Raw genomic sequence first — 26,832 nt, forward strand, 5'->3', positions numbered from 1 at the left:
CATTTCAGAGCGTTACACGACTAAGACCGAGTCTTAGCCGAGGCTGATCTGCACTTCCACGCCGGCCGCAAGATCAAGCTTCATAAGAGCATCAACGGTTTTATCCGTTGGCTGGACGATGTCCAGAACGCGCTTATGAGTACGGATCTCGTACTGGTCACGCGCGTCTTTGTTGACGTGCGGGGAGACCAGAACGGTGAACCGCTCTTTACGGGTAGGCAGTGGAATTGGACCACGCACTTGAGCACCAGTACGTTTCGCGGTTTCCACGATTTCCTGGGTTGATTGGTCGATCAGGCGATGGTCGAAAGCCTTCAACCTGATACGGATTTGCTGATTTTGCATTGGATTTCAGACTCCGGCTGCTATTCCCACCGAGCGCAATACGCCCGTTAAAAGGAGGCGCAATTCTATAGACGCCCCAGATGGGTGTCAACCCAATAAAAAAGCCCCCGCTGAGCGGGGGCTTTTCAAAGCATCGAAGCTATCTCAAAAGAGATGCTTACTCGATGATTTTGGCTACGACGCCAGCGCCGACGGTACGACCGCCTTCACGGATAGCGAAACGCAGGCCGTCTTCCATTGCGATGGTCTTGATCAGGGTAACTTCCATCTGGATGTTATCACCTGGCATTACCATTTCAACGCCTTCTGGCAGCTGGCAGTTACCAGTCACGTCAGTAGTACGGAAGTAGAACTGTGGACGGTAGCCTTTGAAGAACGGAGTGTGACGACCGCCTTCTTCCTTGCTCAGAACGTAAACTTCTGCGGTGAACTTGGTGTGCGGCTTAACCGAACCCGGCTTAACCAGAACCTGACCACGCTCAACGTCGTCACGCTTGGTACCACGCAGCAGAACGCCGCAGTTCTCGCCAGCACGACCTTCGTCGAGCAGCTTGCGGAACATTTCAACACCGGTGCAGGTGGTGGTGGTGGTGTCACGCAGACCAACGATTTCCAGCGAATCTTGAACGCGAACGATACCGCGCTCGATACGACCAGTCACAACAGTACCACGACCCGAGATCGAGAATACGTCTTCGATTGGCATCAGGAATGGCTTGTCGATCATACGAACTGGTTCTGGGATGTAGCTGTCCAGAGTCTCTACCAGCTTCTTAACAGCGGTAGTACCCATTTCGTTGTCGTCTTTGCCTTCCAGCGCCATACGAGCCGAACCGATGATGATTGGAGTGTCATCGCCCGGGAAGTCGTAGGTGGACAGCAGGTCGCGAACTTCCATCTCGACCAGTTCCAGCAGCTCAGCGTCGTCTACCAGGTCAGCCTTGTTCAGGAAAACCACGATGTACGGAACGCCTACCTGACGGGACAGCAGGATGTGTTCACGGGTTTGCGGCATCGGACCATCAGCGGCCGAGCAAACCAGGATCGCGCCGTCCATCTGGGCAGCACCGGTGATCATGTTCTTCACGTAGTCAGCGTGACCTGGGCAGTCAACGTGAGCGTAGTGACGAATGGCCGAGTTGTACTCAACGTGAGCGGTGTTAATGGTGATACCACGAGCTTTTTCTTCTGGAGCGCTGTCGATTTTATCGAAATCAACGATTGCGGAACCGAAAACTTCGGAGCAAACGCGAGTCAGAGCTGCGGTCAGAGTGGTTTTACCGTGGTCAACGTGACCGATGGTGCCAACGTTGACGTGCGGTAGGGAACGATCAAATTTTTCTTTAGCCACGACAATTAACTCCTTGCCTAAAGGACTGAATCAGCCTTGTTTTTTGGTTACAGTTTCGACGATGTGCGACGGAGCTGTATTGTATTTTTTGAATTCCATAGAGTAGCTTGCGCGACCCTGGGACATCGAACGAACGTCGGTCGCATAACCGAACATCTCGCCCAACGGAACTTCAGCACGGATCACCTTACCGGAGACCGTGTCTTCCATACCCAGAATCATGCCGCGACGACGGTTAAGGTCGCCCATCACGTCACCCATATAGTCTTCAGGCGTAACAACCTCTACCGCCATGATCGGCTCGAGCAACTCACCACCGCCCTTCTGGGCCAGTTGCTTGGTCGCCATGGAAGCAGCCACCTTAAACGCCATCTCGTTCGAGTCGACGTCGTGGTAAGAACCATCAAACACGGTAGCCTTCAGGCCGATCAGCGGATAGCCGGCAACTACGCCGTTCTTCATCTGCTCTTCGATACCCTTCTGGATAGCCGGGATGTATTCCTTAGGAACCACACCACCCACTACTTCGTTCACGAATTGCAGACCTTCCTGACCTTCGTCAGCAGGAGCAAAACGGATCCAGCAATGGCCGAACTGGCCACGACCGCCGGACTGACGAACGAACTTGCCTTCGATTTCGCAATTCTTCGTGATGCGCTCACGATACGAAACCTGAGGCTTACCGATGTTGGCTTCGACGTTGAACTCACGGCGCATCCGGTCAACCAGGATGTCCAGGTGCAACTCGCCCATGCCAGAGATGATCGTTTGACCAGTCTCTTCATCAGTCTTGACGCGGAAAGACGGGTCTTCCTGAGCAAGTTTGCCCAGAGCGATACCCATTTTTTCCTGGTCATCCTTGGTCTTAGGCTCAACGGCAACCGAAATAACCGGCTCCGGGAAGTCCATGCGAACCAGGATGATTGGCTTGTCAGCGTTGCACAAGGTTTCACCAGTGGTGACGTCCTTCATGCCGATCAGGGCCGCGATGTCACCAGCGCGCACTTCCTTGATCTCTTCACGGGCGTTTGCGTGCATTTGCACCATACGGCCCACGCGCTCTTTCTTGCCTTTGACCGAATTGATCACGCCGTCGCCGGAGGCCAACACGCCCGAGTAAACACGGACGAAAGTCAAGGTACCCACGAATGGGTCGGTAGCGATCTTGAACGCCAGAGCCGAGAACGGCTCGTTGTCGTCTGCATGACGCTCCATTTGCTTTTCCTCGTCATCCGGGTCAGTACCCTTGATGGCAGGAATGTCGGTTGGAGCCGGCAGGTAGTCGATAACGGCGTCGAGAACCAGGGGAACACCCTTGTTCTTGAAGGAAGAACCGCAAACAGCCAGAACGATCTCACCAGCGATAGTACGCTGACGCAGAGCACCCTTGATTTCCTCGATGGTGAGCTCTTCACCTTCAAGGTACTTGTTCATCAGTTCTTCGCTGGCTTCGGCCGCAGCCTCAACCATGTTGTTGCGCCACTCTTCAGCCAGTTCCTGCAGTTCAGCAGGGATAGCTTCACGACGAGGAGTCATACCCTTGTCGGCATCGTTCCAGTAAACAGCTTCCATGGTCATCAGATCGATCTGACCCTGGAAGTTGTCTTCGGAACCGATAGCCAACTGGATAGGCACCGGAGTGTGACCCAGACGCTGCTTGATCTGAGCGATCACGCGCAGAAAGTTCGCACCGGCACGGTCCATCTTGTTCACGTAAACGATACGTGGAACACCGTACTTGTTGGCTTGACGCCATACGGTTTCGGACTGAGGCTCAACGCCGGAGGTACCGCAGAACACAACGACCGCGCCGTCGAGTACGCGCAGGGAACGCTCAACTTCAATAGTGAAGTCTACGTGGCCCGGGGTATCGATGACGTTGAAACGGTACTGGTCCTTGTGCTGCTTCGCAGAACCCTGCCAGAAGGCGGTAATGGCAGCAGAAGTAATGGTAATACCACGCTCCTGCTCCTGCACCATCCAGTCTGTGGTCGCGGCGCCGTCATGCACCTCGCCCATTTTGTGACTTTTGCCAGTGTAAAAAAGGACGCGCTCAGTGGTGGTGGTTTTACCAGCATCCACGTGAGCAACGATACCAATGTTACGGTAGCGATTAATCGGTGTTGTACGAGCCATAAAGCCCTCGCAAAATTAGTGACGCTAAAATTAGAAGCGGTAGTGCGAGAAAGCCTTGTTGGCTTCAGCCATACGGTGAACGTCTTCACGCTTCTTAACTGCAGCACCTTTACCTTCGGCAGCGTCCAACAGTTCGCCAGCCAAACGCAGAGCCATAGACTTCTCGCCGCGCTTGCGGGCGTAGTCTACCAACCAGCGCATTGCCAGAGCGTTACGACGGGAAGGACGAACTTCGACCGGAACCTGGTAAGTAGCACCACCAACGCGGCGCGACTTCACTTCGACCAGCGGAGCGATGGCGTCGAGTGCTTTTTCGAAGAGTTCCAGGGGATCGGTGCCGGCCTTACGAGCCTTCACGGTATCCAGGGCACCATAAACGATACGCTCGGCAACGGCTTTCTTGCCGCTTTCCATTACGTGGTTCATGAATTTGGCGAGGATTTGGCTTCCGTATTTCGGATCGTCCAGAATCTCACGCTTGGCTGCTACGCGACGTCTTGGCATTGATAAGCCCTCAAACGGTCTTCAGGTTAGCCCGGGACAGCTCCTATGGATGCGTGCCCGACCTTACTCTTATCGACTCAATAAAATTAAAAACTGCAAAACGGCCGATTACTTCGGACGCTTGGTACCGTACTTCGAACGACCCTGGTTACGACCTTTAACACCGGAAGTATCCAACGAACCGCGAACGGTGTGGTAACGAACACCTGGCAAGTCTTTTACACGACCGCCGCGGATCAGTACCACGCTGTGCTCTTGCAGGTTGTGGCCTTCACCGCCGATGTACGAGGAAACCTCGAAACCGTTGGTCAGACGCACACGGCATACTTTACGCAGTGCCGAGTTAGGTTTTTTCGGCGTGGTGGTGTACACACGGGTGCACACGCCACGGCGTTGCGGGCAGTTCTGCAGCGCAGGCACGTCGGATTTCTCGACGATACGCTTACGCGGCTGACGTACCAGCTGGTTGATAGTTGCCATCTACTAGCTCCACTGTTGTCTTGCGACGCTATTGTCTTGCAAGAAAAGCAAAATGGCAGGAACGAGTTCCCGCCAAATTTAGGGGTACAAGAGTCTAAAGAGGATCTTGTCCCCAGTCAAGGCAAGGCCCCGCCCTCCCCGCTCATCCAATCTCGACAAATTGTCTCGATTCGATGAACGGAGTGACCAGGGCCTCACACTCATTTACCGCAGAACTCAGTTACCGCTCGAGTTCAGCGCTTCGGTCAGCGCAGCTTCCACTTCACTGGCGCTTACGCGCAACGGCTTGTCTGCCTCACGGCGGCGCTTACGCTCGCTGTGATAAGCCAGGCCGGTACCAGCCGGGATCAGACGACCCACGACCACGTTTTCTTTCAGGCCGCGCAGGTAATCGCGCTTGCCGGTTACCGCCGCTTCGGTCAGTACGCGAGTGGTTTCCTGGAAGGAAGCCGCCGAGATGAACGATTCGGTGGACAACGACGCCTTGGTGATACCCAGCAGAACGCGAGTGAACTTGGAGACGAACTTGTCTTCTCCGCTCAGACGCTCGTTCTCTACCAGTACGTGAGTCAATTCCATCTGGTCGCCCTTGATGAAACTGGAATCGCCGGATTCAGCGATCTCAACTTTACGCAGCATCTGACGCAGGATGGTCTCAATGTGCTTGTCGTTGATCTTCACGCCTTGCAGACGGTAAACGTCCTGGATCTCGTTGACGATGTACTTGGCCAGCGCACTCACACCCAGCAGACGCAGGATGTCGTGTGGATCGCTCGGGCCGTCGGAGATAACTTCGCCGCGGTTTACCTGTTCGCCTTCGAACACGTTCAGGTGACGCCACTTCGGAATCAGCTCTTCGTACGGATCGGTACCGTCGTTCGGGGTGATAACCAGACGGCGCTTGCCTTTGGTCTCTTTACCGAACGCGATGGTGCCGCTGACTTCAGCCAGAATCGACGCTTCTTTCGGACGACGGGCTTCGAACAAGTCGGCAACACGCGGCAGACCACCGGTGATGTCGCGAGTTTTCGAAGTCTCTTGCGGGATACGAGCGATAACATCACCGATCGCGATCTTCGCACCATCCGCTACACCGACCAGGGCGTTGGCTGGCAGGAAGTACTGAGCGATAACGTCAGTGCCTGGCAGCAACAGATCCTTGCCGTTGTCGTCGACCATCTTCACGGCAGGACGGATGTCCTTACCAGCAGCTGGACGATCTTTGGCGTCGAGTACTTCAATGTTGGTCATACCGGTCAATTCGTCAGTCTGACGCTTGATCGTGATGCCTTCTTCCATGCCCACGTAGGTCACGGTACCTTTCATTTCGGTAACGATCGGGTGAGTGTGCGGGTCCCACTTGGCCACGATAGCGCCAGCTTCGACCTTGTCACCTTCTTTAACCGAAATCACAGCACCGTACGGCAGCTTGTAACGCTCACGCTCACGACCGAAGTCATCAGCGATGGCCAGCTCACCGGAACGGGACACGGCAACCAGGCAACCATCCACTCGCTCAACGTGCTTCAGGTTATGCAGACGGACGGTACCGCCATTCTTCACCTGAACGCTGTCGGCTGCGGAGGTCCGGCTTGCCGCACCACCGATGTGGAACGTACGCATCGTCAGCTGGGTACCCGGTTCACCGATGGACTGGGCAGCGATAACGCCGACCGCTTCACCGATGTTCACCTGGTGACCACGGGCCAGATCGCGACCGTAGCACTTGGCGCAAATGCCGAAGCGGGTTTCGCAGCTGATCGGCGAACGCACGATCACTTCGTCGATGCTGTTGAGCTCGATGAACTCGACCCACTTCTCGTCTACCAGGGTGCCGGCAGGAACGATGACGTCCTCGGTACCTGGCTTGAATACGTCACGGGCGATAACACGACCCAATACGCGCTCACCCAGCGGCTCTACAACGTCACCGCCTTCAATGTGCGGAGTCATCAGCAGACCGTGTTCGGTGCCGCAATCGATCTCGGTTACAACCAGATCTTGTGCAACGTCTACCAGACGACGAGTCAGGTAACCGGAGTTAGCCGTTTTCAACGCGGTATCCGCAAGACCCTTACGAGCACCGTGAGTGGAGATGAAGTACTGAAGTACGCTCAAACCTTCACGGAAGTTCGCAGTAATCGGCGTTTCAATGATGGAACCGTCCGGCTTGGCCATCAGGCCACGCATACCGGCCAGCTGACGAATCTGTGCTGCGGAACCCCGCGCACCCGAGTCAGCCATCATGTACATCGAGTTGAAGGACTCTTGGTCAACTTCGTTGCCGTGACGGTCGATGACTTTCTCTTTCGAGAGGTTGGCCATCATCGCCTTGGAAACTTCGTCGTTCGCCTTGGACCAAAGGTCGATTACTTTGTTGTACTTCTCGCCCTGGGTTACCAGGCCGGAGGCGTACTGGCTTTCGATCTCTTTCACTTCATCAGTAGCAGCATTGATGATGCGGGCTTTTTCATCCGGGATAACGAAGTCGTTAACACCGATGGAAACGCCGGAAATGGTCGAATAAGCAAAACCGGTGTACATCAACTGGTCAGCGAAGATCACAGTCTCTTTCAAACCAACCACGCGATAGCACTGGTTGATCAGCTTGGAGATCGCCTTTTTCTTCATCGGCAGGTTGACGACGTCGTACGACAGACCTTTTGGCACAACCTGGAACAACAGAGCACGGCCGACAGTGGTGTCGACGATACGGGTGTTGCTCACGCTGCCGCCATCACGGTCGTTGACGGTTTCGTTGATCCGGACTTTAACCTTGGCGTGCAGTGCGGCTTCGCCGGCACGGAACACACGGTCAACTTCCTGCAGATCCGCGAACACTCGACCTTCGCCCTTGGCGTTGATCGCTTCACGAGTCATGTAGTACAGACCCAATACAACGTCCTGCGACGGAACGATGATTGGCTCACCGTTGGCTGGCGACAGAATGTTGTTGGTCGACATCATCAACGCACGCGCTTCGAGCTGGGCTTCCAGCGTCAGCGGTACGTGCACGGCCATTTGGTCGCCGTCGAAGTCGGCGTTGTACGCGGCGCAGACCAGAGGGTGCAGCTGGATAGCCTTACCTTCGATCAGTACCGGTTCAAACGCCTGGATACCCAGACGGTGAAGGGTCGGTGCACGGTTGAGAAGAACCGGGTGTTCGCGAATCACTTCAGCGAGAACGTCCCAGACTTCCGGCAGCTCGCGCTCGACCATCTTCTTGGCAGCCTTGATGGTGGTAGCAAGACCACGCATTTCAAGCTTGCCGAAAATGAACGGCTTGAACAGCTCGAGAGCCATTTTCTTCGGCAGACCGCACTGGTGCAGACGCAGGGTCGGACCTACGGTAATTACCGAACGGCCGGAGTAGTCAACACGCTTACCGAGCAAGTTCTGACGGAAACGACCCTGCTTACCCTTGATCATGTCAGCCAGGGATTTCAGAGGACGCTTGTTGGAACCTGTGATAGCGCGGCCACGACGACCGTTGTCGAGCAGTGCGTCGACAGCTTCCTGCAACATACGCTTTTCGTTGCGCACGATGATGTCCGGAGCGGACAGATCCAGCAGGCGCTTCAAACGGTTGTTACGGTTGATCACTCGACGATACAGATCGTTGAGGTCGGAAGTCGCGAAGCGACCGCCATCGAGCGGAACCAGTGGACGCAGATCTGGCGGCAGAACCGGCAGAACGGTCAGCACCATCCACTCTGGCAGGTTGCCGGAACCCTGGAAGGCTTCCATCAACTTCAGACGCTTGGACAGCTTCTTGATCTTGGTTTCGGAGTTGGTTTGCGGAATCTCTTCACGCAGGCGGCCAATCTCGTGTTCCAGGTCGATAGCGTGCAGCAGTTCGCGGACAGCTTCGGCACCCATGCGGGCATCGAAATCGTCGCCGAACTCTTCCAGCGCTTCGAAGTACTGCTCGTCGTTGAGCAGCTGACCTTTTTCAAGGGTGGTCATGCCTGGATCGATAACGACGTAGCTCTCGAAGTAGAGTACGCGCTCGATATCACGCAGGGTCATGTCCATCAGCAAGCCGATACGGGACGGCAGCGATTTCAGGAACCAGATGTGGGCAACTGGCGAGGCCAGTTCGATGTGCGCCATGCGCTCACGACGAACTTTTGCCAGCGCGACTTCAACGCCGCACTTCTCGCAGATCACACCACGGTGCTTCAAGCGCTTGTACTTACCGCACAGGCACTCGTAATCCTTTACCGGGCCAAAGATCTTGGCGCAGAACAGGCCGTCACGCTCAGGTTTGAACGTACGGTAGTTGATGGTTTCCGGCTTTTTAACTTCACCGAACGACCACGAACGGATCATCTCAGGCGATGCCAATCCGATACGGATGGCGTCGAACTCTTCGACTTGACCCTGGTTTTTCAGCAAATTCAGTAGGTCTTTCAAGGCCTTTCCTCCTGGCGGAGCAGAGAGCGGGCAATCCTGCCCCGCTCTCGATTCGCGTCACGTGTTATTCGGTTTCCAGATCGATATCGATGCCGAGGGAACGAATTTCCTTGATCAACACGTTGAAGGACTCGGGCATGCCCGGCTCCATACGGTGATCGCCATCCACGATGTTCTTGTACATCTTGGTACGGCCGTTCACATCGTCCGACTTCACTGTGAGCATTTCTTGCAGAGTGTAAGCGGCACCGTATGCTTCCAGTGCCCAGACCTCCATCTCCCCGAAACGCTGACCACCGAACTGCGCCTTACCACCCAGCGGCTGCTGGGTAACCAGGCTGTACGAACCGGTAGAACGAGCGTGCATCTTGTCGTCTACCAAGTGGTTCAGCTTCAGCATGTACATATAGCCAACGGTAACCGGGCGCTCGAACTTGTTGCCGGTACGGCCATCAGTCAGCTGCATCTGGCCGCTTTCTGGCAGGTCCGCCAGTTTCAGCATGGCCTTGATTTCGCTTTCCTTGGCACCGTCGAACACTGGAGTGGCCATTGGAACGCCGCCACGCAGGTTTTGAGCCAGATCCAGGATTTCCTGGTCCGAGAAGTCATCGAGGCTTTCCTGACGACCGCCGATCTCGTTATAGATCTCGTGCAGGAACTTGCGCAGCTCGGCAACCTTGCGCTGCTCTTCAATCATGCGGTTGATCTTCTCGCCCAGACCCTTGGCCGCGAGGCCCAGGTGGGTTTCAAGGATCTGACCGACGTTCATACGCGAAGGTACGCCCAGCGGGTTGAGGACGACGTCGACCGGGGTGCCATTGGCATCGTGCGGCATGTCTTCAACCGGCATGATCACGGAGACCACACCTTTGTTACCGTGACGACCGGCCATCTTGTCGCCCGGCTGGATGCGACGACGGATTGCCAGGTAGACCTTGACGATTTTCAGCACGCCTGGAGCCAGGTCATCGCCCTGCTGCAGTTTGCGCTTCTTGTCTTCGAACTTGTCGTCCAGCAGACGGCGACGATCAACGATGTAGGCCTGAGCCTTCTCGAGCTGCTCGTTCAGAGCATCTTCAGCCATGCGCAGTTTGAACCACTGGCCGTGCTCAAGACCGTCGAGAACTTCGTCGGTGATGTCCTGGCCTTTCTTCAGACCGGCGCCGCCTTCGGCTTTGTGGCCGACCAGAGCGGAACGCAGACGTTCGAAAGTAGCACCTTCAACGATGCGGAACTCTTCGTTCAGGTCCTTGCGGATCTCGTCCAGCTGGGACTTCTCGATCGACAGGGCACGAGCATCACGCTCAACGCCGTCACGGGTGAAGACCTGTACGTCGATGACGGTACCCTTGGTGCCGGTAGGCACGCGCAGGGAGGTGTCTTTAACGTCGCTGGCTTTTTCACCGAAGATGGCACGCAACAGCTTCTCTTCCGGAGTCAGTTGAGTCTCGCCTTTCGGAGTGACCTTACCTACCAGAATGTCGCCAGCGCCAACTTCAGCACCTACGTAAACGATACCGGCCTCGTCCAGTTTGTTCAGTGCAGCTTCACCCACGTTCGGGATGTCTGCAGTGATTTCCTCTGGGCCAAGCTTGGTGTCACGCGCCACACAGGTCAGCTCCTGAATGTGGATCGTGGTGAAGCGATCTTCTTGAACAACTCGTTCCGACAAGCAGATGGAGTCTTCGAAGTTGTAACCGTTCCAGGCCATGAACGCGATACGCATGTTCTGACCCAGTGCCAGCTCACCCATGTCGGTGGACGGACCATCGGCCATGATGTCGCTGCGCTGAACCCGATCACCTTTACGCACCAGCGGACGCTGGTTGATGCAGGTGTTCTGGTTGGAGCGGGTGTATTTGGTCAGGTTGTAGATGTCGACACCAGCTTCACCGGTTTCAACTTCGTCATCAGCAACACGAACCACGATACGGCTGGCATCAACGGAGTCGATCACGCCGCCACGACGAGCCACGACGCAAACGCCGGAGTCACGGGCTACGTTACGCTCCATGCCGGTACCGACCAGCGGCTTGTCAGCGCGCAGGGTTGGTACAGCTTGACGCTGCATGTTCGAACCCATCAACGCACGGTTGGCGTCATCGTGCTCGAGGAACGGGATCAGCGACGCGGCAACCGAAACTACCTGCTTCGGCGATACGTCCATCAAGGTGACGTCTTCCGGCGCCTTGACGGTGAACTCGTTCAAGTGACGAACAGCTACCAGCTCGTCGATCAGCATTTTCTTGTCGTTCATCGTGGCCGAAGCCTGAGCGATCACGTGATCAGCTTCTTCGATGGCGGACAGGAACACGATCTCATCGGTAACCAGGGCGTCTTTCACCACACGGTACGGGCTCTCGAGGAAGCCGTACTGGTTGGTGCGCGCATAGGCAGCCAGGGAGTTGATCAGACCGATGTTCGGACCTTCCGGCGTTTCGATCGGGCAAACACGACCGTAGTGCGTCGGGTGTACGTCACGAACTTCAAAGCCGGCACGCTCACGAGTCAAACCGCCAGGGCCGAGTGCAGACACACGACGCTTGTGGGTGATCTCGGACAGCGGGTTGTTCTGGTCCATGAACTGGGACAGCTGGCTGGAACCGAAGAACTCTTTCACCGCCGCAGCCACTGGCTTGGCGTTGATCAGGTCTTGCGGCATCAGGCCTTCGCTTTCAGCCATCGACAGACGCTCTTTGACCGCACGCTCAACACGTACCAGGCCAACGCGGAACTGGTTCTCGGCCATTTCGCCTACGCAGCGAACACGACGGTTACCCAGGTGGTCGATGTCATCGACGATGCCTTTACCGTTACGGATGTCGACCAGGGTCTTCAGTACCGCGACGATGTCTTCCTTGCACAGCACGCCCGAACCTTCGATCTCGGTACGACCGATACGACGGTTGAACTTCATCCGGCCGACCGCAGACAGGTCATAGCGCTCAGGGCTGAAGAACAGGTTGTTGAACAGGGTCTCGGCAGCGTCCTTGGTTGGCGGCTCGCCAGGACGCATCATGCGATAGATCTCGACCAGCGCTTCCAATTGGTTGCTGGTGGAGTCGATCTTCAGGGTGTCGGAGACGAACGGACCGCAGTCGATATCGTTGGTGTACAGAGTTTCGATGCGAACAACCTGAGCCTTGGCGATTTTGGCCAGGATCTCAGTGTTCAGCTCGGTGTTGCACTCTGCCAGGATTTCGCCGGTTGCCGGATGCACGATGACCTTGGCGGTTGTGCGACCCAGGACGTAGTCCAGAGGCACATCCAGCTCTTTGATCCCGGCTTTTTCCAGCTGGTTGATGTGGCGAGCGGTGATACGACGACCCTGCTCGACAATAACCTTGCCTTTATCATCCAGAATATCGAGGACAGCGATTTCACCGCGCAGGCGCTGAGGCACCAGCTCCAGGCTCAGGGTCTCGCCCTTCACGTGGAATACGTTGGTGGTATAGAACGCGTCCAGCACTTCTTCAGTGGTATAGCCCAGCGCGCGCAGCAGTACCGAGGCAGGCAGCTTGCGACGACGGTCGATACGCACGAATACGCAGTCTTTCGGGTCGAACTCGAAGTCCAGCCACGAACCGCGGTAAGGAATGATGCGCGCGGAGTACAGCAGTTTACCGGAGCTGTGCGTCTTGCCACGGTCGTGGTCGAAGAACACGCCCGGGGAACGGTGCAGCTGGGAAACGATTACACGCTCGGTACCGTTGATTACGAAGGTACCGTTTTCAGTCATCAGGGGAATTTCACCCATGTAGACTTCTTGCTCTTTGATGTCCTTGATCGCTTTGTTCGACGACTCTTTGTCGAAAATGATCAGGCGCACTTTTACCCGCAAAGGTACGGCGTAAGTTACACCGCGCAATACGCATTCTTTGACATCAAATGCCGGTTCGCCCAGGCGATAACCGACGTACTCCAGCGCAGCATTGCCGGAGTAGCTGATGATCGGGAAAACGGATTTGAAGGCCGCATGCAGGCCCACGTCGCGGAACTGATCTTTAGTCGCTCCCGCTTGCAAGAATTCACGATACGAATCCAGCTGGATGGCCAGGAGGTACGGCACATCCATGACGTCCGGCAACTTGCTAAAGTCCTTGCGGATACGTTTTTTCTCAGTATATGAGTAAGCCATCAGCGTTCCCCAGCTTGGTCACCTGCTTGTTTGGCCCCTCCCGACGGGAGCAGCCAGAAAATCGTGCAAACCCCATGGTTTGCGCCACCGCATCGGGTGGTTACAGCTCGCTATCGACACCGACCCAGTCGGCTGGCAATAACGGAAAAAGGCCGGTGGCAAGAGCCACCAGCCATCAGCCTGTCGCTTAACGCTCGGGCTGGAGACGCAAAGTCGATGCTTACTTCAGCTCGACTTTAGCGCCTGCTTCTTCCAGAGTTGCTTTGGCTTTGTCGCCTGCATCTTTGGTCACTGCTTCCAGAACCATGGCAGGAGCGCCGTCAACTACAGCCTTGGCTTCTTTCAGGCCCAGACCGGTCAGTTCACGTACTGCCTTGATCACGTTAACTTTCTTCTCGCCAGCTTCGAGCAGCATGACGTTGAATTCAGTTTGCTCTTCAACAACAGCGGCAGCAGCAGCTGGACCAGCCGAAGCAGCAGCAGCGGTAACACCGAATTTTTCTTCGAAAGCTTTGATCAGCTCAACAACTTCCATTACGGACATGTTGCCAACTGCTTCAAGGATATCGTTCTGAGAGATAGACATGAATCTAATTCCTGATATTGGGGACGGCCTACGCGACCATCGAAAAAAACAAAAAACGCGAGAAGTTGACGAGCCTTAGGCTGCAGCAGCTTCTTTCTGGTCGCGAATTGCCGCCAGGGTACGAGCCAACTTGCTGGTAGCGCCTTGAATCACGCTCATCAGCTGAGAAATTGCTTCGTCACGGGTCGGCAGAGTTGCCAGTACGTCGATTTGGTTAGCTGCGAGGAACTTGCCCTCGAACGCAGCTGCCTTGATCTCGAACTTGTCCTGACCCTTTGCGAATTCCTTGAAGATCCGGGCAGCAGCGCCTGGATGTTCCTTGGAGAACGCAATCAGGGTAGGGCCAGTGAACACGTCGTTGAGGACACTGAATTCAGTGTCAGCAACAGCGCGCTTGAGCAGGGTGTTACGTACAACACGTACGTAAACGCCAGCTTCACGAGCCTCTTTACGGAGTCCGGTCATCGCGCCTACTGTTACGCCACGGGCATCAGCCACGACAGCGGACAGAGCGACTTTGGCAGCCTCGTTGACTTCAGCGACGATGGCCTTCTTGTCTTCGAGTTTAATTGCCACGGGTTTAACTCCTGCTTGTTACCGTTTCATCTGGTCGAAACCCGATGTCGTTTTGGTGTCTGATTCGGTAAGGAACCGGGAGCACCATCTGCGTAGGCTTGTGGTTTAAGACTTGCGTCGCCTACGGTCTTGGATAGCCCCCGCCAGGCAGGGACCCCAATTTTTCAATTGGCGCGATCGCTCGCACCAATCTGTGTCTTACGCGTCGAGCGAGCCTTGGTCGATGACCAGGCCTGGACCCATGGTGGTGCTCAGGGTAACGCGCTTGACGTAAATACCTTTCGAGGAAGCTGGCTTGATACGCTTCAGATCAGCGATCAGGGCTTCAACGTTTTCCTTCAGCTTGACGGCGTCGAAGCCGACCTTGCCAACGGAGGTGTGGATGATGCCGTTTTTGTCGGTGCGATAACGAACCTGACCAGCCTTGGCGTTTTTAACCGCGGTAGCTACGTCTGGAGTTACGGTGCCGACTTTAGGGTTAGGCATCAGGCCACGTGGACCGAGGATCTGACCCAACTGACCTACAACGCGCATTGCATCCGGGGATGCGATCACTACGTCATAGTTCAGGTCGCCGCCTTTCATTTCGGCAGCCAGGTCGTCCATGCCTACGCGGTCAGCGCCGGCAGCCAGAGCGGCTTCAGCAGCTGGACCCTGGGTGAACACAGCAACGCGAACGGTCTTGCCAGTGCCGTGTGGCAGCACAGTAGCGCTACGAACGACCTGGTCGGATTTACGCGGGTCAACACCCAGGTTTACAGCTACGTCGAACGACTCGCTGAACTTGACAGTCGACAGCTCGGCCAGCAGGGCAGCGGCGTCTACAAAGTTGTAGGCCTTGCCTGCTTCGATTTTGCCGGCGATAGCCTTTTGACGCTTGGTCAGCTTAGCCATTACACACCCTCCACGTTAAGGCCCATGCTACGAGCAGAACCGGCGATAGTACGCACGGCTGCTTCCATATCAGCTGCAGTCAGATCCGCGTTTTTGGTTTTCGCGATTTCTTCCAGCTGAGCACGAGTCACGGTGCCAACCTTAACGGTGTTCGGACGAGCGGAACCGCTGGTCAGACCGGCCGCCTTCTTCAGCAGAACCGAAGCAGGGGTGGATTTGGTTTCGAAAGTGAAGCTACGGTCGCTGTAGACAGTGATGATCACTGGAGTCGGCAGACCTGGCTCAAGACCCTGAGTACGGGCGTTGAAAGCCTTGCAGAATTCCATGATGTTCACGCCGTGCTGACCCAGAGCAGGACCAACAGGTGGGCTTGGGTTAGCCTGAGCGGCTTTCACTTGCAGCTTGATGTAAGCGGTAATCTTCTTGGCCATGAGGCACTCCAATTACGGGTTCAAACGCCTCGAAAGGCTCCCCGGTTACTTGCGCGTTTATCCCAGTGACGACAAAACCCCACAGCCTACGGCTGCGGGGTTGGGATTTTTGTTCAACTAGACCTTTTCGACCTGGCTGAACTCGAGCTCCACCGGAGTAGAGCGACCGAAAATGAGCACTGCGACCTGGATCCGGCTCTTTTCGTAGTTAACTTCTTCAACAACACCGGTAAAGTCTGCGAACGGACCGTCATTGACACGCACCGACTCACCCGGCTCGAACAACGTCTTCGGCTTTGGCTTGTCGCTGCCATCGGCAACGCGGCGCAGAATCGCTTCTGCTTCTTTATCGGTGATTGGCGCAGGCTTATCGGCAGTACCGCCAATGAAACCCATCACCCGAGGAGTATCCTTGACCAAGTGCCAAGTACCCTCGTTCATATCCATCTGCACCAGCACATAGCCAGGGAAGAATTTGCGTTCGCTTTTGCGCTTCTGGCCATTGCGCATTTCAACCACTTCTTCAGTGGGAACCAGAATCTCGCCGAAGCCATCTTCCATACCGGCCAGCTTTACGCGCTCGACCAGCGAGCGCATTACATGCTTCTCGTAACCGGAGTAAGCATGCACAACATACCAACGCTTAGCCACGGGACACCCTTAGCCGACGATCAAGGAAACAAGCCAGCCGAGCAGGGAATCGAGCCCCCACAACAGCAACGCCATAACCAGGACAACAGCCACAACGATCAACGTGGTCTGCGTGGTTTCTTGGCGAGTTGGCCAAACGACTTTACGAATTTCGGTGCGAGCTTCCTTAACCAGTACAAAGAAAGACTTGCCCTTGACCGTCTGCAGGCCTACAAAGGCAGCTACGGCAGCAATAGCAAGCAATGCGAGTACGCGGTACAGGATCGGCGAAGCAGAAAAGTACTGATTGCCAACAACGCCAACAACCACCAGAGCGACTACTACAAGCCACTTGAGGAGGTCGAAACGAGAGCCTTGAGCTTCAGCTTTAGGAGTCATCTATGAAGATCCTGTGAAAAGAAAGCCAGACACACCGAGTGAATCTGGCAGGTCAGGAGGGAATCGAACCCCCAACCTACGGTTTTGGAGACCGTCGCTCTGCCAATTGAGCTACTGACCTAAAACAAAATCAGGCCGACCATTATGCCGACCCGAAAAAGACTTTACAACACTTACCAGGCAATCCCGGCTGCAACACCGATATCCACGATACCGGCAACCCTCAGAAACACAATCAGGCGCAACCACTACCACCTAAAACAAAGGCAGATATTTTCATATCTGCCTTGTTATATGGAGCTCTTGAGCGGATTTGAACCGCTGACCTCACCCTTACCAAGGGTGTGCTCTACCAACTGAGCTACAAGAGCGTAACACTGTGCAAAACCCGTAAACTTGGAGCGGGTAGCGGGAATCGAACCCGCATCATCAGCTTGGAAGGCTGAGGTTCTACCACTAAACTATACCCGCGAGGCTTACAGCTCTCGCTAAAAATGGTGGAGGGGGAAGGATTCGAACCTTCGAAGTCGTAGACGTCAGATTTACAGTCTGATCCCTTTGGCCGCTCGGGAACCCCTCCTAAGCGAGCCGGCATTCTACATCATGCCAGCCTTCTGTCAAGCATTTTTCTCATTAAAAACCTGAGCTTAGCTGCGTTGACCTCGCTTCACACCGTTAACCGTTTCCGGTGTTCGCTGTGGAGCGGGCGCCATTCTATGCAAACTATTCGGCGGGTGCAACCCCCTCGCACGGCATTATTTTATGTTTTAACTCATTGAATTCTTTAGAAAGGTTTAGCAGCTGCAAATCGTCCAGCCAACGCCGGCTTTCCGGTGCGATACGCACCCAATACCCCACCCCTTCTGTCGCAGCTTTCGGCAGGGACTGAAACTTGACCTCCATCCCGCTCAAACGTCGCTCAACCGCCTGGGCGGCCTCCTGGCGCGTATAGCCGCCCAGATAAAGGCAGCCATTGTCTGTCGAGACAGCTTTACCCTTGTCTTTGGATACATCACTTGCTTCGCTCAACAAGCGGATATCCTGTTGAGACCCGCGATACAGACTCAAAGGCGTGACATCCTTCGCGCGCAGAGGAGCCTCTTGTTGATGCCAGATGTAGTAGAAGCCATTGAGGACAAGCAGCAGCAGAAACAACCAACGCATAAAAACCTCAGGACAAGGGACAGGCCATGGCCAATCCGACAAACACCAAGTCCGGAACAACCCTGGCCTGAGGCACGACCTCAGCAACCAGGCTCGCATCCCCCCCGGTGAGGAACACGACAAAGTCCTCACCCCAGTAGCTGCGCGCCAATTCGAGCTGGGTCAGCACGAAGCCGCGCAACATCAACAGACACCCACGCTCTACAGCCTCGACCGTCGCGCGACCAGGAACAAGACTTTCCTGAGCCTGCTCGGCCGCCAGATCCCCATAACGAATTTTGCGAGTGTGGGTGCGCAACTGGTTGCGCATCAAAGGCATCCCCGGACAGATGAAACCACCCAGGTGCTCTCCATCCGCCGCGATAAAGTCAGCGGTCACGGCCGTACCGAAATCGAGCACCAGACACGCACCTGAAGCCAGATGAAAGCCTCCGAGCATTGCGAGCCACCGATCCAGCCCCAGCCGCTCAAACTCTTCATACCCATTGCGCACGCCTGACATTTCGCGCGCAGGCGTTGCGCACACAACCGGCACATCAAAGGTATCGCCAAGCAAAGACGTCAGCGCAGCGGTTTCCTCCGCGGTCCTGACACTCACCAACCGGCAAAACGTGAGGACAAGCCCTTTGAGCGCCCCCAACCCCTCCAGCAATGCGAGATTGGAATCGACGACCCCCTCACCCAGCACATGCCCGGCATTAACGGCAAGCACACGCCACTTGATGAAACTATTCCCACAATCGAGCTCAAGAATCATCACGCAACCTCAGGCTCAACTCACCACCACTGAAGACTTTCTCCACACCATCCACCTTCAGGCGCAAAGCGCCCTGGCCATCAATACCAAGCACTTCACCATCAATTTGATTGACGCCGGCAATCAACGACACGCTTCGCCCCTGCCACAGGTGATTTTGCTCCCACTCTGACTGGATGGCCAAAAAACCACCCGCCTGGTGACGAGCCAGGTATCGCTGCAGCATCTCCCCCAGCACCGCGACCAATTGGTTGCGATCAAACAACTTGCCTGACTCGAGCCGCAGGGATGTCCATTGCTGATCCACTTCGTCAGCGGACTGCATGTTCACATTGATTCCCACTCCCAGGACCACGTGACACACATCAGCAGGGTCACCAACCAACTCGAGCAGTATTCCCGCGATCTTTTTCTGGCCGACAAGAACATCGTTAGGCCATTTCAATCCAGCAGCTGCAATACCGAGCTCGCGCAACGTCTGCAAGACAGCGAGCCCAACGACGAGACTCAAGCCTTCCAACTGACGCATCCCGCCATCAATGCGTAGCACCAGGCTGTAATAGACGTTTTCTGCGAATGGACTGACCCACTTGCGACCACGTCGCCCGCGTCCGGCTGTCTGCCGCTCCGAAAGCACCACAAAGGGTGCCGCTTGCCCACGCTCAATAGCGCGCAGCGCTTCGGCATTAGTGGAGTCGATTGAGTCGCAAACCTGAACCGGCCAGGCGCAAGAGTGCGCCTGAGCGCTTATCTCGGCAGGATCGAGCAGCGCTAATGGCGCGGACAATTGATAGCCGCGCCCACGAACCTTATGAATAGACAAACCCAGCTCAGCTTCCAAATGCTGAAGCTGCTTCCACACAGCACTACGACTGACGCCCAGGGCAGCACCCAATGCTTGACCCGAGTGGAATCGGCCATCTTTAAGAAGCTTTAACAACGTCAGCATGCAGGTCTCGCCTCACAATGAGGCCCGCATGATAGCCACGCACCGAGCAATTGCATAGAAATCCAGTAGCTGTGGCTTTCCTGCGGACAAAAACAAAACCCCAACTGCTTTCGCAATTGGGGTTTCGGAATTTAATCTTGACGATGACCTACTCTCACATGGGGAAACCCCACACTACCATCGGCGATGCATCGTTTCACTGCTGAGTTCGGGATGGGATCAGGTGGTTCCAACGCTCTATGGTCGTCAAGAAATTCGGGTACTGAGTCGTGGCCGGCTGGCCTCGCTTCAGCAAATTGGGTATGTGATAGCTTTCGGTGTTTTGTGCTGCTTTTGTGAGTACAGCCGAACTTTCGGTTCGTTTCGTCTTCACACACCGCAATCTGGCTTTTAAGCGCAAATTGCTTGGGTGTTATATGGTCAAGCCTCACGGGCAATTAGTATTGGTTAGCTCAACGCCTCACAGCGCTTACACACCCAACCTATCAACGTCGTAGTCTTCGACGGCCCTTCAGGGGACTCAAGGTCCCAGTGAGATCTCATCTTGAGGCAAGTTTCCCGCTTAGATGCTTTCAGCGGTTATCTTTTCCGAACATAGCTACCCGGCAATGCCACTGGCGTGACAACCGGAACACCAGAGGTTCGTCCACTCCGGTCCTCTCGTACTAGGAGCAGCCCCTCTCAAATCTCAAACGTCCACGGCAGATAGGGACCGAACTGTCTCACGACGTTCTAAACCCAGCTCGCGTACCACTTTAAATGGCGAACAGCCATACCCTTGGGACCGGCTTCAGCCCCAGGATGTGATGAGCCGACATCGAGGTGCCAAACACCGCCGTCGATATGAACTCTTGGGCGGTATCAGCCTGTTATCCCCGGAGTACCTTTTATCCGTTGAGCGATGGCCCTTCCATACAGAACCACCGGATCACTAAGACCTACTTTCGTACCTGCTCGACGTGTCTGTCTCGCAGTCAAGCGCGCTTTTGCCTTTATACTCTACGACCGATTTCCGACCGGTCTGAGCGCACCTTCGTACTCCTCCGTTACTCTTTAGGAGGAGACCGCCCCAGTCAAACTACCCACCATACACTGTCCTCGATCCGGATAACGGACCTGAGTTAGAACCTCAAAGTTGCCAGGGTGGTATTTCAAGGTTGGCTCCACGCGAACTGGCGTCCACGCTTCAAAGCCTCCCACCTATCCTACACAAGCAAATTCAAAGTCCAGTGCAAAGCTATAGTAAAGGTTCACGGGGTCTTTCCGTCTAGCCGCGGATACACTGCATCTTCACAGCGATTTCAATTTCACTGAGTCTCGGGTGGAGACAGCGCCGCCATCGTTACGCCATTCGTGCAGGTCGGAACTTACCCGACAAGGAATTTCGCTACCTTAGGACCGTTATAGTTACGGCCGCCGTTTACCGGGGCTTCGATCAAGAGCTTCGCGTTAGCTAACCCCATCAATTAACCTTCCGGCACCGGGCAGGCGTCACACCCTATACGTCCACTTTCGTGTTTGCAGAGTGCTGTGTTTTTAATAAACAGTCGCAGCGGCCTGGTATCTTCGACCGGCGTGGGCTTACGGAGCAAGTCCTTCACCCTCACCGGCGCACCTTCTCCCGAAGTTACGGTGCCATTTTGCCTAGTTCCTTCACCCGAGTTCTCTCAAGCGCCTTGGTATTCTCTACCCAACCACCTGTGTCGGTTTGGGGTACGGTTCCTGGTTACCTGAAGCTTAGAAGCTTTTCTTGGAAGCATGGCATCAACCACTTCGTGTTCTAAAAGAACACTCGTCATCAGCTCTCGGCCTTAGAATCCCGGATTTACCTAAGATTCCAGCCTACCACCTTAAACTTGGACAACCAACGCCAAGCTGGCCTAGCCTTCTCCGTCCCTCCATCGCAATAACCAGAAGTACAGGAATATTAACCTGTTTTCCATCGACTACGCTTTTCAGCCTCGCCTTAGGGACCGACTAACCCTGCGTCGATTAACGTTGCGCAGGAAACCTTGGTCTTTCGGCGTGGGTGTTTTTCACACCCATTGTCGTTACTCATGTCAGCATTCGCACTTCTGATACCTCCAGCAAGCTTCTCAACTCACCTTCACAGGCTTACAGAACGCTCCTCTACCGCATCATCCGAAGATGATACCCGTAGCTTCGGTGTATGGTTTGAGCCCCGTTACATCTTCCGCGCAGGCCGACTCGACTAGTGAGCTATTACGCTTTCTTTAAAGGGTGGCTGCTTCTAAGCCAACCTCCTAGCTGTCTAAGCCTTCCCACATCGTTTCCCACTTAACCATAACTTTGGGACCTTAGCTGACGGTCTGGGTTGTTTCCCTTTTCACGACGGACGTTAGCACCCGCCGTGTGTCTCCCATGCTCGGCACTTGTAGGTATTCGGAGTTTGCATCGGTTTGGTAAGTCGGGATGACCCCCTAGCCGAAACAGTGCTCTACCCCCTACAGTGATACATGAGGCGCTACCTAAATAGCTTTCGAGGAGAACCAGCTATCTCCGAGCTTGATTAGCCTTTCACTCCGATCCACAGGTCATCCGCTAACTTTTCAACGGTAGTCGGTTCGGTCCTCCAGTTAGTGTTACCCAACCTTCAACCTGCCCATGGATAGATCGCCCGGTTTCGGGTCTATTCCCAGCGACTAGACGCCCTATTAAGACTCGCTTTCGCTACGCCTCCCCTATTCGGTTAAGCTCGCCACTGAAAATAAGTCGCTGACCCATTATACAAAAGGTACGCAGTCACCCAACAAAGTGGGCTCCCACTGCTTGTACGCATACGGTTTCAGGATCTATTTCACTCCCCTCTCCGGGGTTCTTTTCGCCTTTCCCTCACGGTACTAGTTCACTATCGGTCAGTCAGTAGTATTTAGCCTTGGAGGATGGTCCCCCCATATTCAGACAAAGTTTCTCGTGCTCCGTCCTACTCGATTTCATGACTAAGAGATTTTCGCGTACAGGGCTATCACCCACTATGGCCGCACTTTCCAGAGCGTTCCGCTAATCTCAAAGCCACTTAAGGGCTAGTCCCCGTTCGCTCGCCACTACTAAGGGAATCTCGGTTGATTTCTTTTCCTCAGGGTACTTAGATGTTTCAGTTCCCCTGGTTCGCCTCTTGCACCTATGTATTCAGTACAAGATAACCATCTTATGATGGCTGGGTTCCCCCATTCAGACATCTCCGGATCAAAGTCTGTTTGCCGACTCCCCGAAGCTTTTCGCAGGCTACCACGTCTTTCATCGCCTCTGACTGCCAAGGCATCCACCGTATGCGCTTCTTCACTTGACCATATAACCCCAAGCAATCTGGTTATACTGTGAAGACGACATTCGCCGAAAATTCGATTGAGCTCCTAAGAGCAACTCACAAATTTTACCTTAGCCTGATCCGTTACCAGTGAAAGTAACGTTCAGTCTATCTTTCTATCACATACCCAAATTTTTAAAGAACGAACTAGTCAAAGACTAGAAATCAACATTCACCATCGTCTCGATGGAATGCTCATTTCTAAGCTTTATACAATCAGAAGCAGTTAGTGGTGGAGCCAAACGGGATCGAACCGTTGACCTCCTGCGTGCAAGGCAGGCGCTCTCCCAGCTGAGCTATGGCCCCGTATTTCTACAGGCGTTTCCCACACAAAATTGGTGGGTCTGGGCAGATTCGAACTGCCGACCTCACCCTTATCAGGGGTGCGCTCTAACCAACTGAGCTACAGACCCAATTTCGGGCTGCTTCTTATCGTCTTCTTCAATGAATCAAGCAATTCGTGTGGGAACTTATGGAGCAGCTGAGTCGTCGATTAAGGAGGTGATCCAGCCGCAGGTTCCCCTACGGCTACCTTGTTACGACTTCACCCCAGTCATGAATCACACCGTGGTAACCGTCCTCCCGAAGGTTAGACTAGCTACTTCTGGTGCAACCCACTCCCATGGTGTGACGGGCGGTGTGTACAAGGCCCGGGAACGTATTCACCGCGACATTCTGATTCGCGATTACTAGCGATTCCGACTTCACGCAGTCGAGTTGCAGACTGCGATCCGGACTACGATCGGTTTTGTGGGATTAGCTCCACCTCGCGGCTTGGCAACCCTCTGTACCGACCATTGTAGCACGTGTGTAGCCCAGGCCGTAAGGGCCATGATGACTTGACGTCATCCCCACCTTCCTCCGGTTTGTCACCGGCAGTCTCCTTAGAGTGCCCACCATTACGTGCTGGTAACTAAGGACAAGGGTTGCGCTCGTTACGGGACTTAACCCAACATCTCACGACACGAGCTGACGACAGCCATGCAGCACCTGTCTCAATGTTCCCGAAGGCACCAATCCATCTCTGGAAAGTTCATTGGATGTCAAGGCCTGGTAAGGTTCTTCGCGTTGCTTCGAATTAAACCACATGCTCCACCGCTTGTGCGGGCCCCCGTCAATTCATTTGAGTTTTAACCTTGCGGCCGTACTCCCCAGGCGGTCAACTTAATGCGTTAGCTGCGCCACTAAGAGCTCAAGGCTCCCAACGGCTAGTTGACATCGTTTACGGCGTGGACTACCAGGGTATCTAATCCTGTTTGCTCCCCACGCTTTCGCACCTCAGTGTCAGTATCAGTCCAGGTGGTCGCCTTCGCCACTGGTGTTCCTTCCTATATCTACGCATTTCACCGCTACACAGGAAATTCCACCACCCTCTACCATACTCTAGCTCGTCAGTTTTGAATGCAGTTCCCAGGTTGAGCCCGGGGCTTTCACATCCAACTTAACGAACCACCTACGCGCGCTTTACGCCCAGTAATTCCGATTAACGCTTGCACCCTCTGTATTACCGCGGCTGCTGGCACAGAGTTAGCCGGTGCTTATTCTGTCGGTAACGTCAAAACACTAACGTATTAGGTTAATGCCCTTCCTCCCAACTTAAAGTGCTTTACAATCCGAAGACCTTCTTCACACACGCGGCATGGCTGGATCAGGCTTTCGCCCATTGTCCAATATTCCCCACTGCTGCCTCCCGTAGGAGTCTGGACCGTGTCTCAGTTCCAGTGTGACTGATCATCCTCTCAGACCAGTTACGGATCGTCGCCTTGGTGAGCCATTACCTCACCAACTAGCTAATCCGACCTAGGCTCATCTGATAGCGCAAGGCCCGAAGGTCCCCTGCTTTCTCCCGTAGGACGTATGCGGTATTAGCGTTCCTTTCGAAACGTTGTCCCCCACTACCAGGCAGATTCCTAGGCATTACTCACCCGTCCGCCGCTGAATTCAGGAGCAAGCTCCTGTCATCCGCTCGACTTGCATGTGTTAGGCCTGCCGCCAGCGTTCAATCTGAGCCATGATCAAACTCTTCAGTTCAAACATCTTTGGGTTTTGAGAAAACCCTAAACTTGGCTCAGCAATCGTTGGTTACATCTTTGATTTCTCGCGGAGTAACTTGTGATGCTGATAATCTGTTGACTAGCAGTCTGACTCCACAAGCACCCACACGAATTGCTTGATTCAGTTGTTAAAGAGCGGTTGGTTAAGATCTTTCGTCTCAACCGAGGCGCGCATTCTACAGCAGCCTCATTTGCTGTCAAGTGGTATTTTTCAGAAGCTTTCCAAGTTTCCTTTTCAACTTCAACCACTTGCGCTTCAGATCTCTCGTCAGCGGGAGGCGAATTCTACAGCGTTACACGCTGCTGTCAACACCTCTTTTTCAACTCCCTTTCGGCTTCGATGACCTGAAGCAACCTGCTGCCGAAAACTGCGCAACTCTTTGTTTACCAAGGAGTTTTCCGTTTCGACTGCGCCGGAAGTGGGGCGAATTATAGGCTTCTAGAATTCGCCGTCAACCCCTTATTTCAGCTTTATTCGGATTTGAGCGTAATACGCGCAAACGCCTTCTTCCCGGCCTGGCAAACATGGGTCGCGCCCAGTGCATATATAAAGGTGCGATCGACAACCTCACCATCTATACGCACACCACCGGAACCCAGGAGATCTCGCGCCACCGCCGAGTTCTTGACCAACCCCGCCTTATTAAGGACGGCAGCGATCGGCATATCCTCGGCAGCAGTCAATTCGATTTCCGGCAGATCATCCGGCAGCTCGCCATCCTTCATACGGTTACCGGCGGCACGGTGAGCATTGGCCGCAGCCTCCTCACCATGGAAGCGCGCAACGATCTCTTCAGCCAGCTTGATCTTGATGTCGCGCGGATTGGCGCCCGCCTCGACATCAGCGCGGAACGCATTGATCTCATCCATGGAGCGGAAGCTGAGCAACTCGAAGTAACGCCACATCAGCGCATCCGGAATGGAAACCAGCTTGCCGTACATCACGCCCGGCGCTTCCTGGATACCGACGTAGTTGCCCAAGGACTTGGACATCTTCTTCACGCCATCCAGGCCTTCAAGCAGCGGCATGGTCAAAATGCACTGGGCTTCCTGACCATAACCACGCTGCAGCTCACGCCCCATCAGCAAGTTGAACTTCTGATCGGTGCCGCCGAGTTCCACGTCTGCGCGCAGAGCTACAGAGTCATAACCCTGAACCAGCGGATAGAGAAACTCGTGAATGGCGATTGGCTGATTGGTGGTGTAGCGCTTGTCGAAGTCATCGCGCTCGAGCATGCGAGCCACGGTGTACTGCGAAGTCAGGCGAATGAAGTCCGCCGGGGCCATCTGATCCATCCAGGTGGAGTTGAATGCCACTTCGGTTTTTACCGGATCCAGAATCTTGAAGACCTGAGTCTTGTAGGTCTCGGCATTCTCGAGGACTTGCTCGCGAGTGAGCGGCGGGCGCGTGGCACTCTTGCCGCTCGGATCACCGATCATCCCGGTGAAGTCACCAATCAGGAAGATCACCTGATGCCCCAGCTCCTGGAACTGGCGCAGCTTATTAATAAGCACGGTGTGACCCAAGTGCAGGTCCGGAGCCGTTGGATCGAAGCCCGCCTTAATACGCAGCGGCTGGCCACGCTTGAGCTTTTCAATCAGCTCGGACTCGACCAACAGTTCTTCCGCACCACGTTTGATCAGCGCTAGCTGCTCTTCAACCGACTTCATAACAGACCCGCAAGGCTCAGATT

The 26,832-nt window shown here is 54.7% G+C and carries 17 protein-coding genes, 6 tRNA genes and 3 rRNA genes; all 26 read right to left on the reverse strand.

Going from position 1 to position 26,832, the window contains the following annotated elements; genetic code table 11:
- Nucleotides 1-33: 33 nt before the first annotated feature.
- A complete protein-coding gene (rpsJ, locus tag AABM52_RS27575; RefSeq protein ID WP_003186070.1) occupies nucleotides 34-345 on the reverse strand; it encodes a 30S ribosomal protein S10 in 312 nt (103 codons plus the stop codon).
- 157 nt (nucleotides 346-502) lie between these two features.
- Nucleotides 503-1,696, reverse strand: a complete 1,194-nt coding sequence (gene tuf, locus AABM52_RS27580; RefSeq protein WP_347909399.1) for an elongation factor Tu — start codon at nucleotides 1,694-1,696, stop codon at nucleotides 503-505.
- Between the two features lie 30 nt (nucleotides 1,697-1,726).
- Nucleotides 1,727-3,832: an elongation factor G gene (gene fusA / locus AABM52_RS27585; protein ID WP_007994652.1), complete on the reverse strand. Its 2,106-nt coding sequence runs from the start codon at nucleotides 3,830-3,832 to the stop codon at nucleotides 1,727-1,729.
- Between the two features lie 30 nt (nucleotides 3,833-3,862).
- Nucleotides 3,863-4,336 carry a 30S ribosomal protein S7 gene (gene rpsG, locus AABM52_RS27590; protein ID WP_007994653.1) on the reverse strand — a complete coding sequence of 158 codons (474 nt, stop codon included), beginning with the start codon at nucleotides 4,334-4,336 and terminating at the stop codon, nucleotides 3,863-3,865.
- A gap of 108 nt (nucleotides 4,337-4,444) precedes the next feature.
- Nucleotides 4,445-4,816 carry a 30S ribosomal protein S12 gene (rpsL, locus tag AABM52_RS27595; RefSeq protein ID WP_003186084.1) on the reverse strand — a complete coding sequence of 124 codons (372 nt, stop codon included), beginning with the start codon at nucleotides 4,814-4,816 and terminating at the stop codon, nucleotides 4,445-4,447.
- A gap of 216 nt (nucleotides 4,817-5,032) precedes the next feature.
- Complete coding sequence (gene rpoC, locus AABM52_RS27600; protein ID WP_347909400.1) at nucleotides 5,033-9,232, reverse strand: DNA-directed RNA polymerase subunit beta'; 4,200 nt, start codon at nucleotides 9,230-9,232, stop codon at nucleotides 5,033-5,035.
- A gap of 64 nt (nucleotides 9,233-9,296) precedes the next feature.
- Nucleotides 9,297-13,370: a DNA-directed RNA polymerase subunit beta gene (gene rpoB, locus AABM52_RS27605; protein WP_150726865.1), complete on the reverse strand. Its 4,074-nt coding sequence runs from the start codon at nucleotides 13,368-13,370 to the stop codon at nucleotides 9,297-9,299.
- 220 nt (nucleotides 13,371-13,590) lie between these two features.
- Nucleotides 13,591-13,956, reverse strand: coding sequence for a 50S ribosomal protein L7/L12 (rplL, locus tag AABM52_RS27610; protein WP_108218340.1), 366 nt, complete (start codon nucleotides 13,954-13,956; stop codon nucleotides 13,591-13,593).
- A gap of 75 nt (nucleotides 13,957-14,031) precedes the next feature.
- Nucleotides 14,032-14,532 carry a 50S ribosomal protein L10 gene (rplJ, locus tag AABM52_RS27615; protein WP_007970413.1) on the reverse strand — a complete coding sequence of 167 codons (501 nt, stop codon included), beginning with the start codon at nucleotides 14,530-14,532 and terminating at the stop codon, nucleotides 14,032-14,034.
- Nucleotides 14,533-14,730: 198 nt separating this feature from the next.
- Nucleotides 14,731-15,426 carry a 50S ribosomal protein L1 gene (gene rplA, locus AABM52_RS27620; RefSeq protein ID WP_019693883.1) on the reverse strand — a complete coding sequence of 232 codons (696 nt, stop codon included), beginning with the start codon at nucleotides 15,424-15,426 and terminating at the stop codon, nucleotides 14,731-14,733.
- Nucleotides 15,426-15,857: a 50S ribosomal protein L11 gene (gene rplK, locus AABM52_RS27625; RefSeq protein WP_007933726.1), complete on the reverse strand. Its 432-nt coding sequence runs from the start codon at nucleotides 15,855-15,857 to the stop codon at nucleotides 15,426-15,428. Before rplK ends, rplA begins: the two co-directional genes overlap by 1 nt.
- A 117-nt stretch (nucleotides 15,858-15,974) precedes the next feature.
- Nucleotides 15,975-16,508, reverse strand: a complete 534-nt coding sequence (nusG, locus tag AABM52_RS27630; RefSeq protein ID WP_046041611.1) for a transcription termination/antitermination protein NusG — start codon at nucleotides 16,506-16,508, stop codon at nucleotides 15,975-15,977.
- 9 nt (nucleotides 16,509-16,517) lie between these two features.
- Nucleotides 16,518-16,886: a preprotein translocase subunit SecE gene (gene secE / locus AABM52_RS27635; protein ID WP_007984402.1), complete on the reverse strand. Its 369-nt coding sequence runs from the start codon at nucleotides 16,884-16,886 to the stop codon at nucleotides 16,518-16,520.
- Nucleotides 16,887-16,931: 45 nt separating this feature from the next.
- Nucleotides 16,932-17,007 (reverse strand) — tRNA-Trp (locus tag AABM52_RS27640).
- Between the two features lie 174 nt (nucleotides 17,008-17,181).
- Nucleotides 17,182-17,257: transfer RNA gene (locus AABM52_RS27645), tRNA-Thr, on the reverse strand.
- Between the two features lie 26 nt (nucleotides 17,258-17,283).
- Nucleotides 17,284-17,357: transfer RNA gene (locus AABM52_RS27650), tRNA-Gly, on the reverse strand.
- Between the two features lie 24 nt (nucleotides 17,358-17,381).
- Nucleotides 17,382-17,466: transfer RNA gene (locus AABM52_RS27655), tRNA-Tyr, on the reverse strand.
- Between the two features lie 143 nt (nucleotides 17,467-17,609).
- A complete protein-coding gene (locus AABM52_RS27660; protein ID WP_347909402.1) occupies nucleotides 17,610-18,050 on the reverse strand; it encodes a hypothetical protein in 441 nt (146 codons plus the stop codon).
- A gap of 7 nt (nucleotides 18,051-18,057) precedes the next feature.
- On the reverse strand, nucleotides 18,058-18,807 hold the full coding sequence (locus AABM52_RS27665) for a pantothenate kinase (RefSeq protein ID WP_347909403.1): 750 nt from the start codon (nucleotides 18,805-18,807) through the stop codon (nucleotides 18,058-18,060).
- The gene (gene birA / locus AABM52_RS27670) at nucleotides 18,797-19,756 is read right to left on the reverse strand and encodes a bifunctional biotin--[acetyl-CoA-carboxylase] ligase/biotin operon repressor BirA (RefSeq protein ID WP_347909405.1); all 960 of its coding nucleotides are present in this window, start codon (nucleotides 19,754-19,756) and stop codon (nucleotides 18,797-18,799) included. Before birA ends, AABM52_RS27665 begins: the two co-directional genes overlap by 11 nt.
- A 135-nt stretch (nucleotides 19,757-19,891) precedes the next feature.
- Nucleotides 19,892-20,007 (reverse strand): 5S ribosomal RNA (gene rrf / locus AABM52_RS27675).
- A 165-nt stretch (nucleotides 20,008-20,172) separates the two neighbouring features.
- A 23S ribosomal RNA gene (locus AABM52_RS27680) occupies nucleotides 20,173-23,066 on the reverse strand.
- 248 nt (nucleotides 23,067-23,314) lie between these two features.
- Nucleotides 23,315-23,390: transfer RNA gene (locus AABM52_RS27685), tRNA-Ala, on the reverse strand.
- Between the two features lie 30 nt (nucleotides 23,391-23,420).
- Nucleotides 23,421-23,497: transfer RNA gene (locus AABM52_RS27690), tRNA-Ile, on the reverse strand.
- An 81-nt stretch (nucleotides 23,498-23,578) separates the two neighbouring features.
- Nucleotides 23,579-25,115: ribosomal RNA gene (locus tag AABM52_RS27695) — 16S ribosomal RNA — on the reverse strand.
- Together the 16S, 23S and 5S rRNA genes with 2 tRNA genes alongside form the textbook arrangement of a ribosomal RNA operon.
- 494 nt (nucleotides 25,116-25,609) lie before the next feature.
- Entirely contained in the window at nucleotides 25,610-26,809 is a 1,200-nt protein-coding gene (tyrS, locus tag AABM52_RS27700) for a tyrosine--tRNA ligase (protein ID WP_347909406.1), read from the reverse strand.
- Nucleotides 26,810-26,832: the final 23 nt, after the last annotated feature.

It is taken from the genome of Pseudomonas grandcourensis (assembly GCF_039909015.1).
Lineage (GTDB): Bacteria > Pseudomonadota > Gammaproteobacteria > Pseudomonadales > Pseudomonadaceae > Aquipseudomonas > Aquipseudomonas grandcourensis.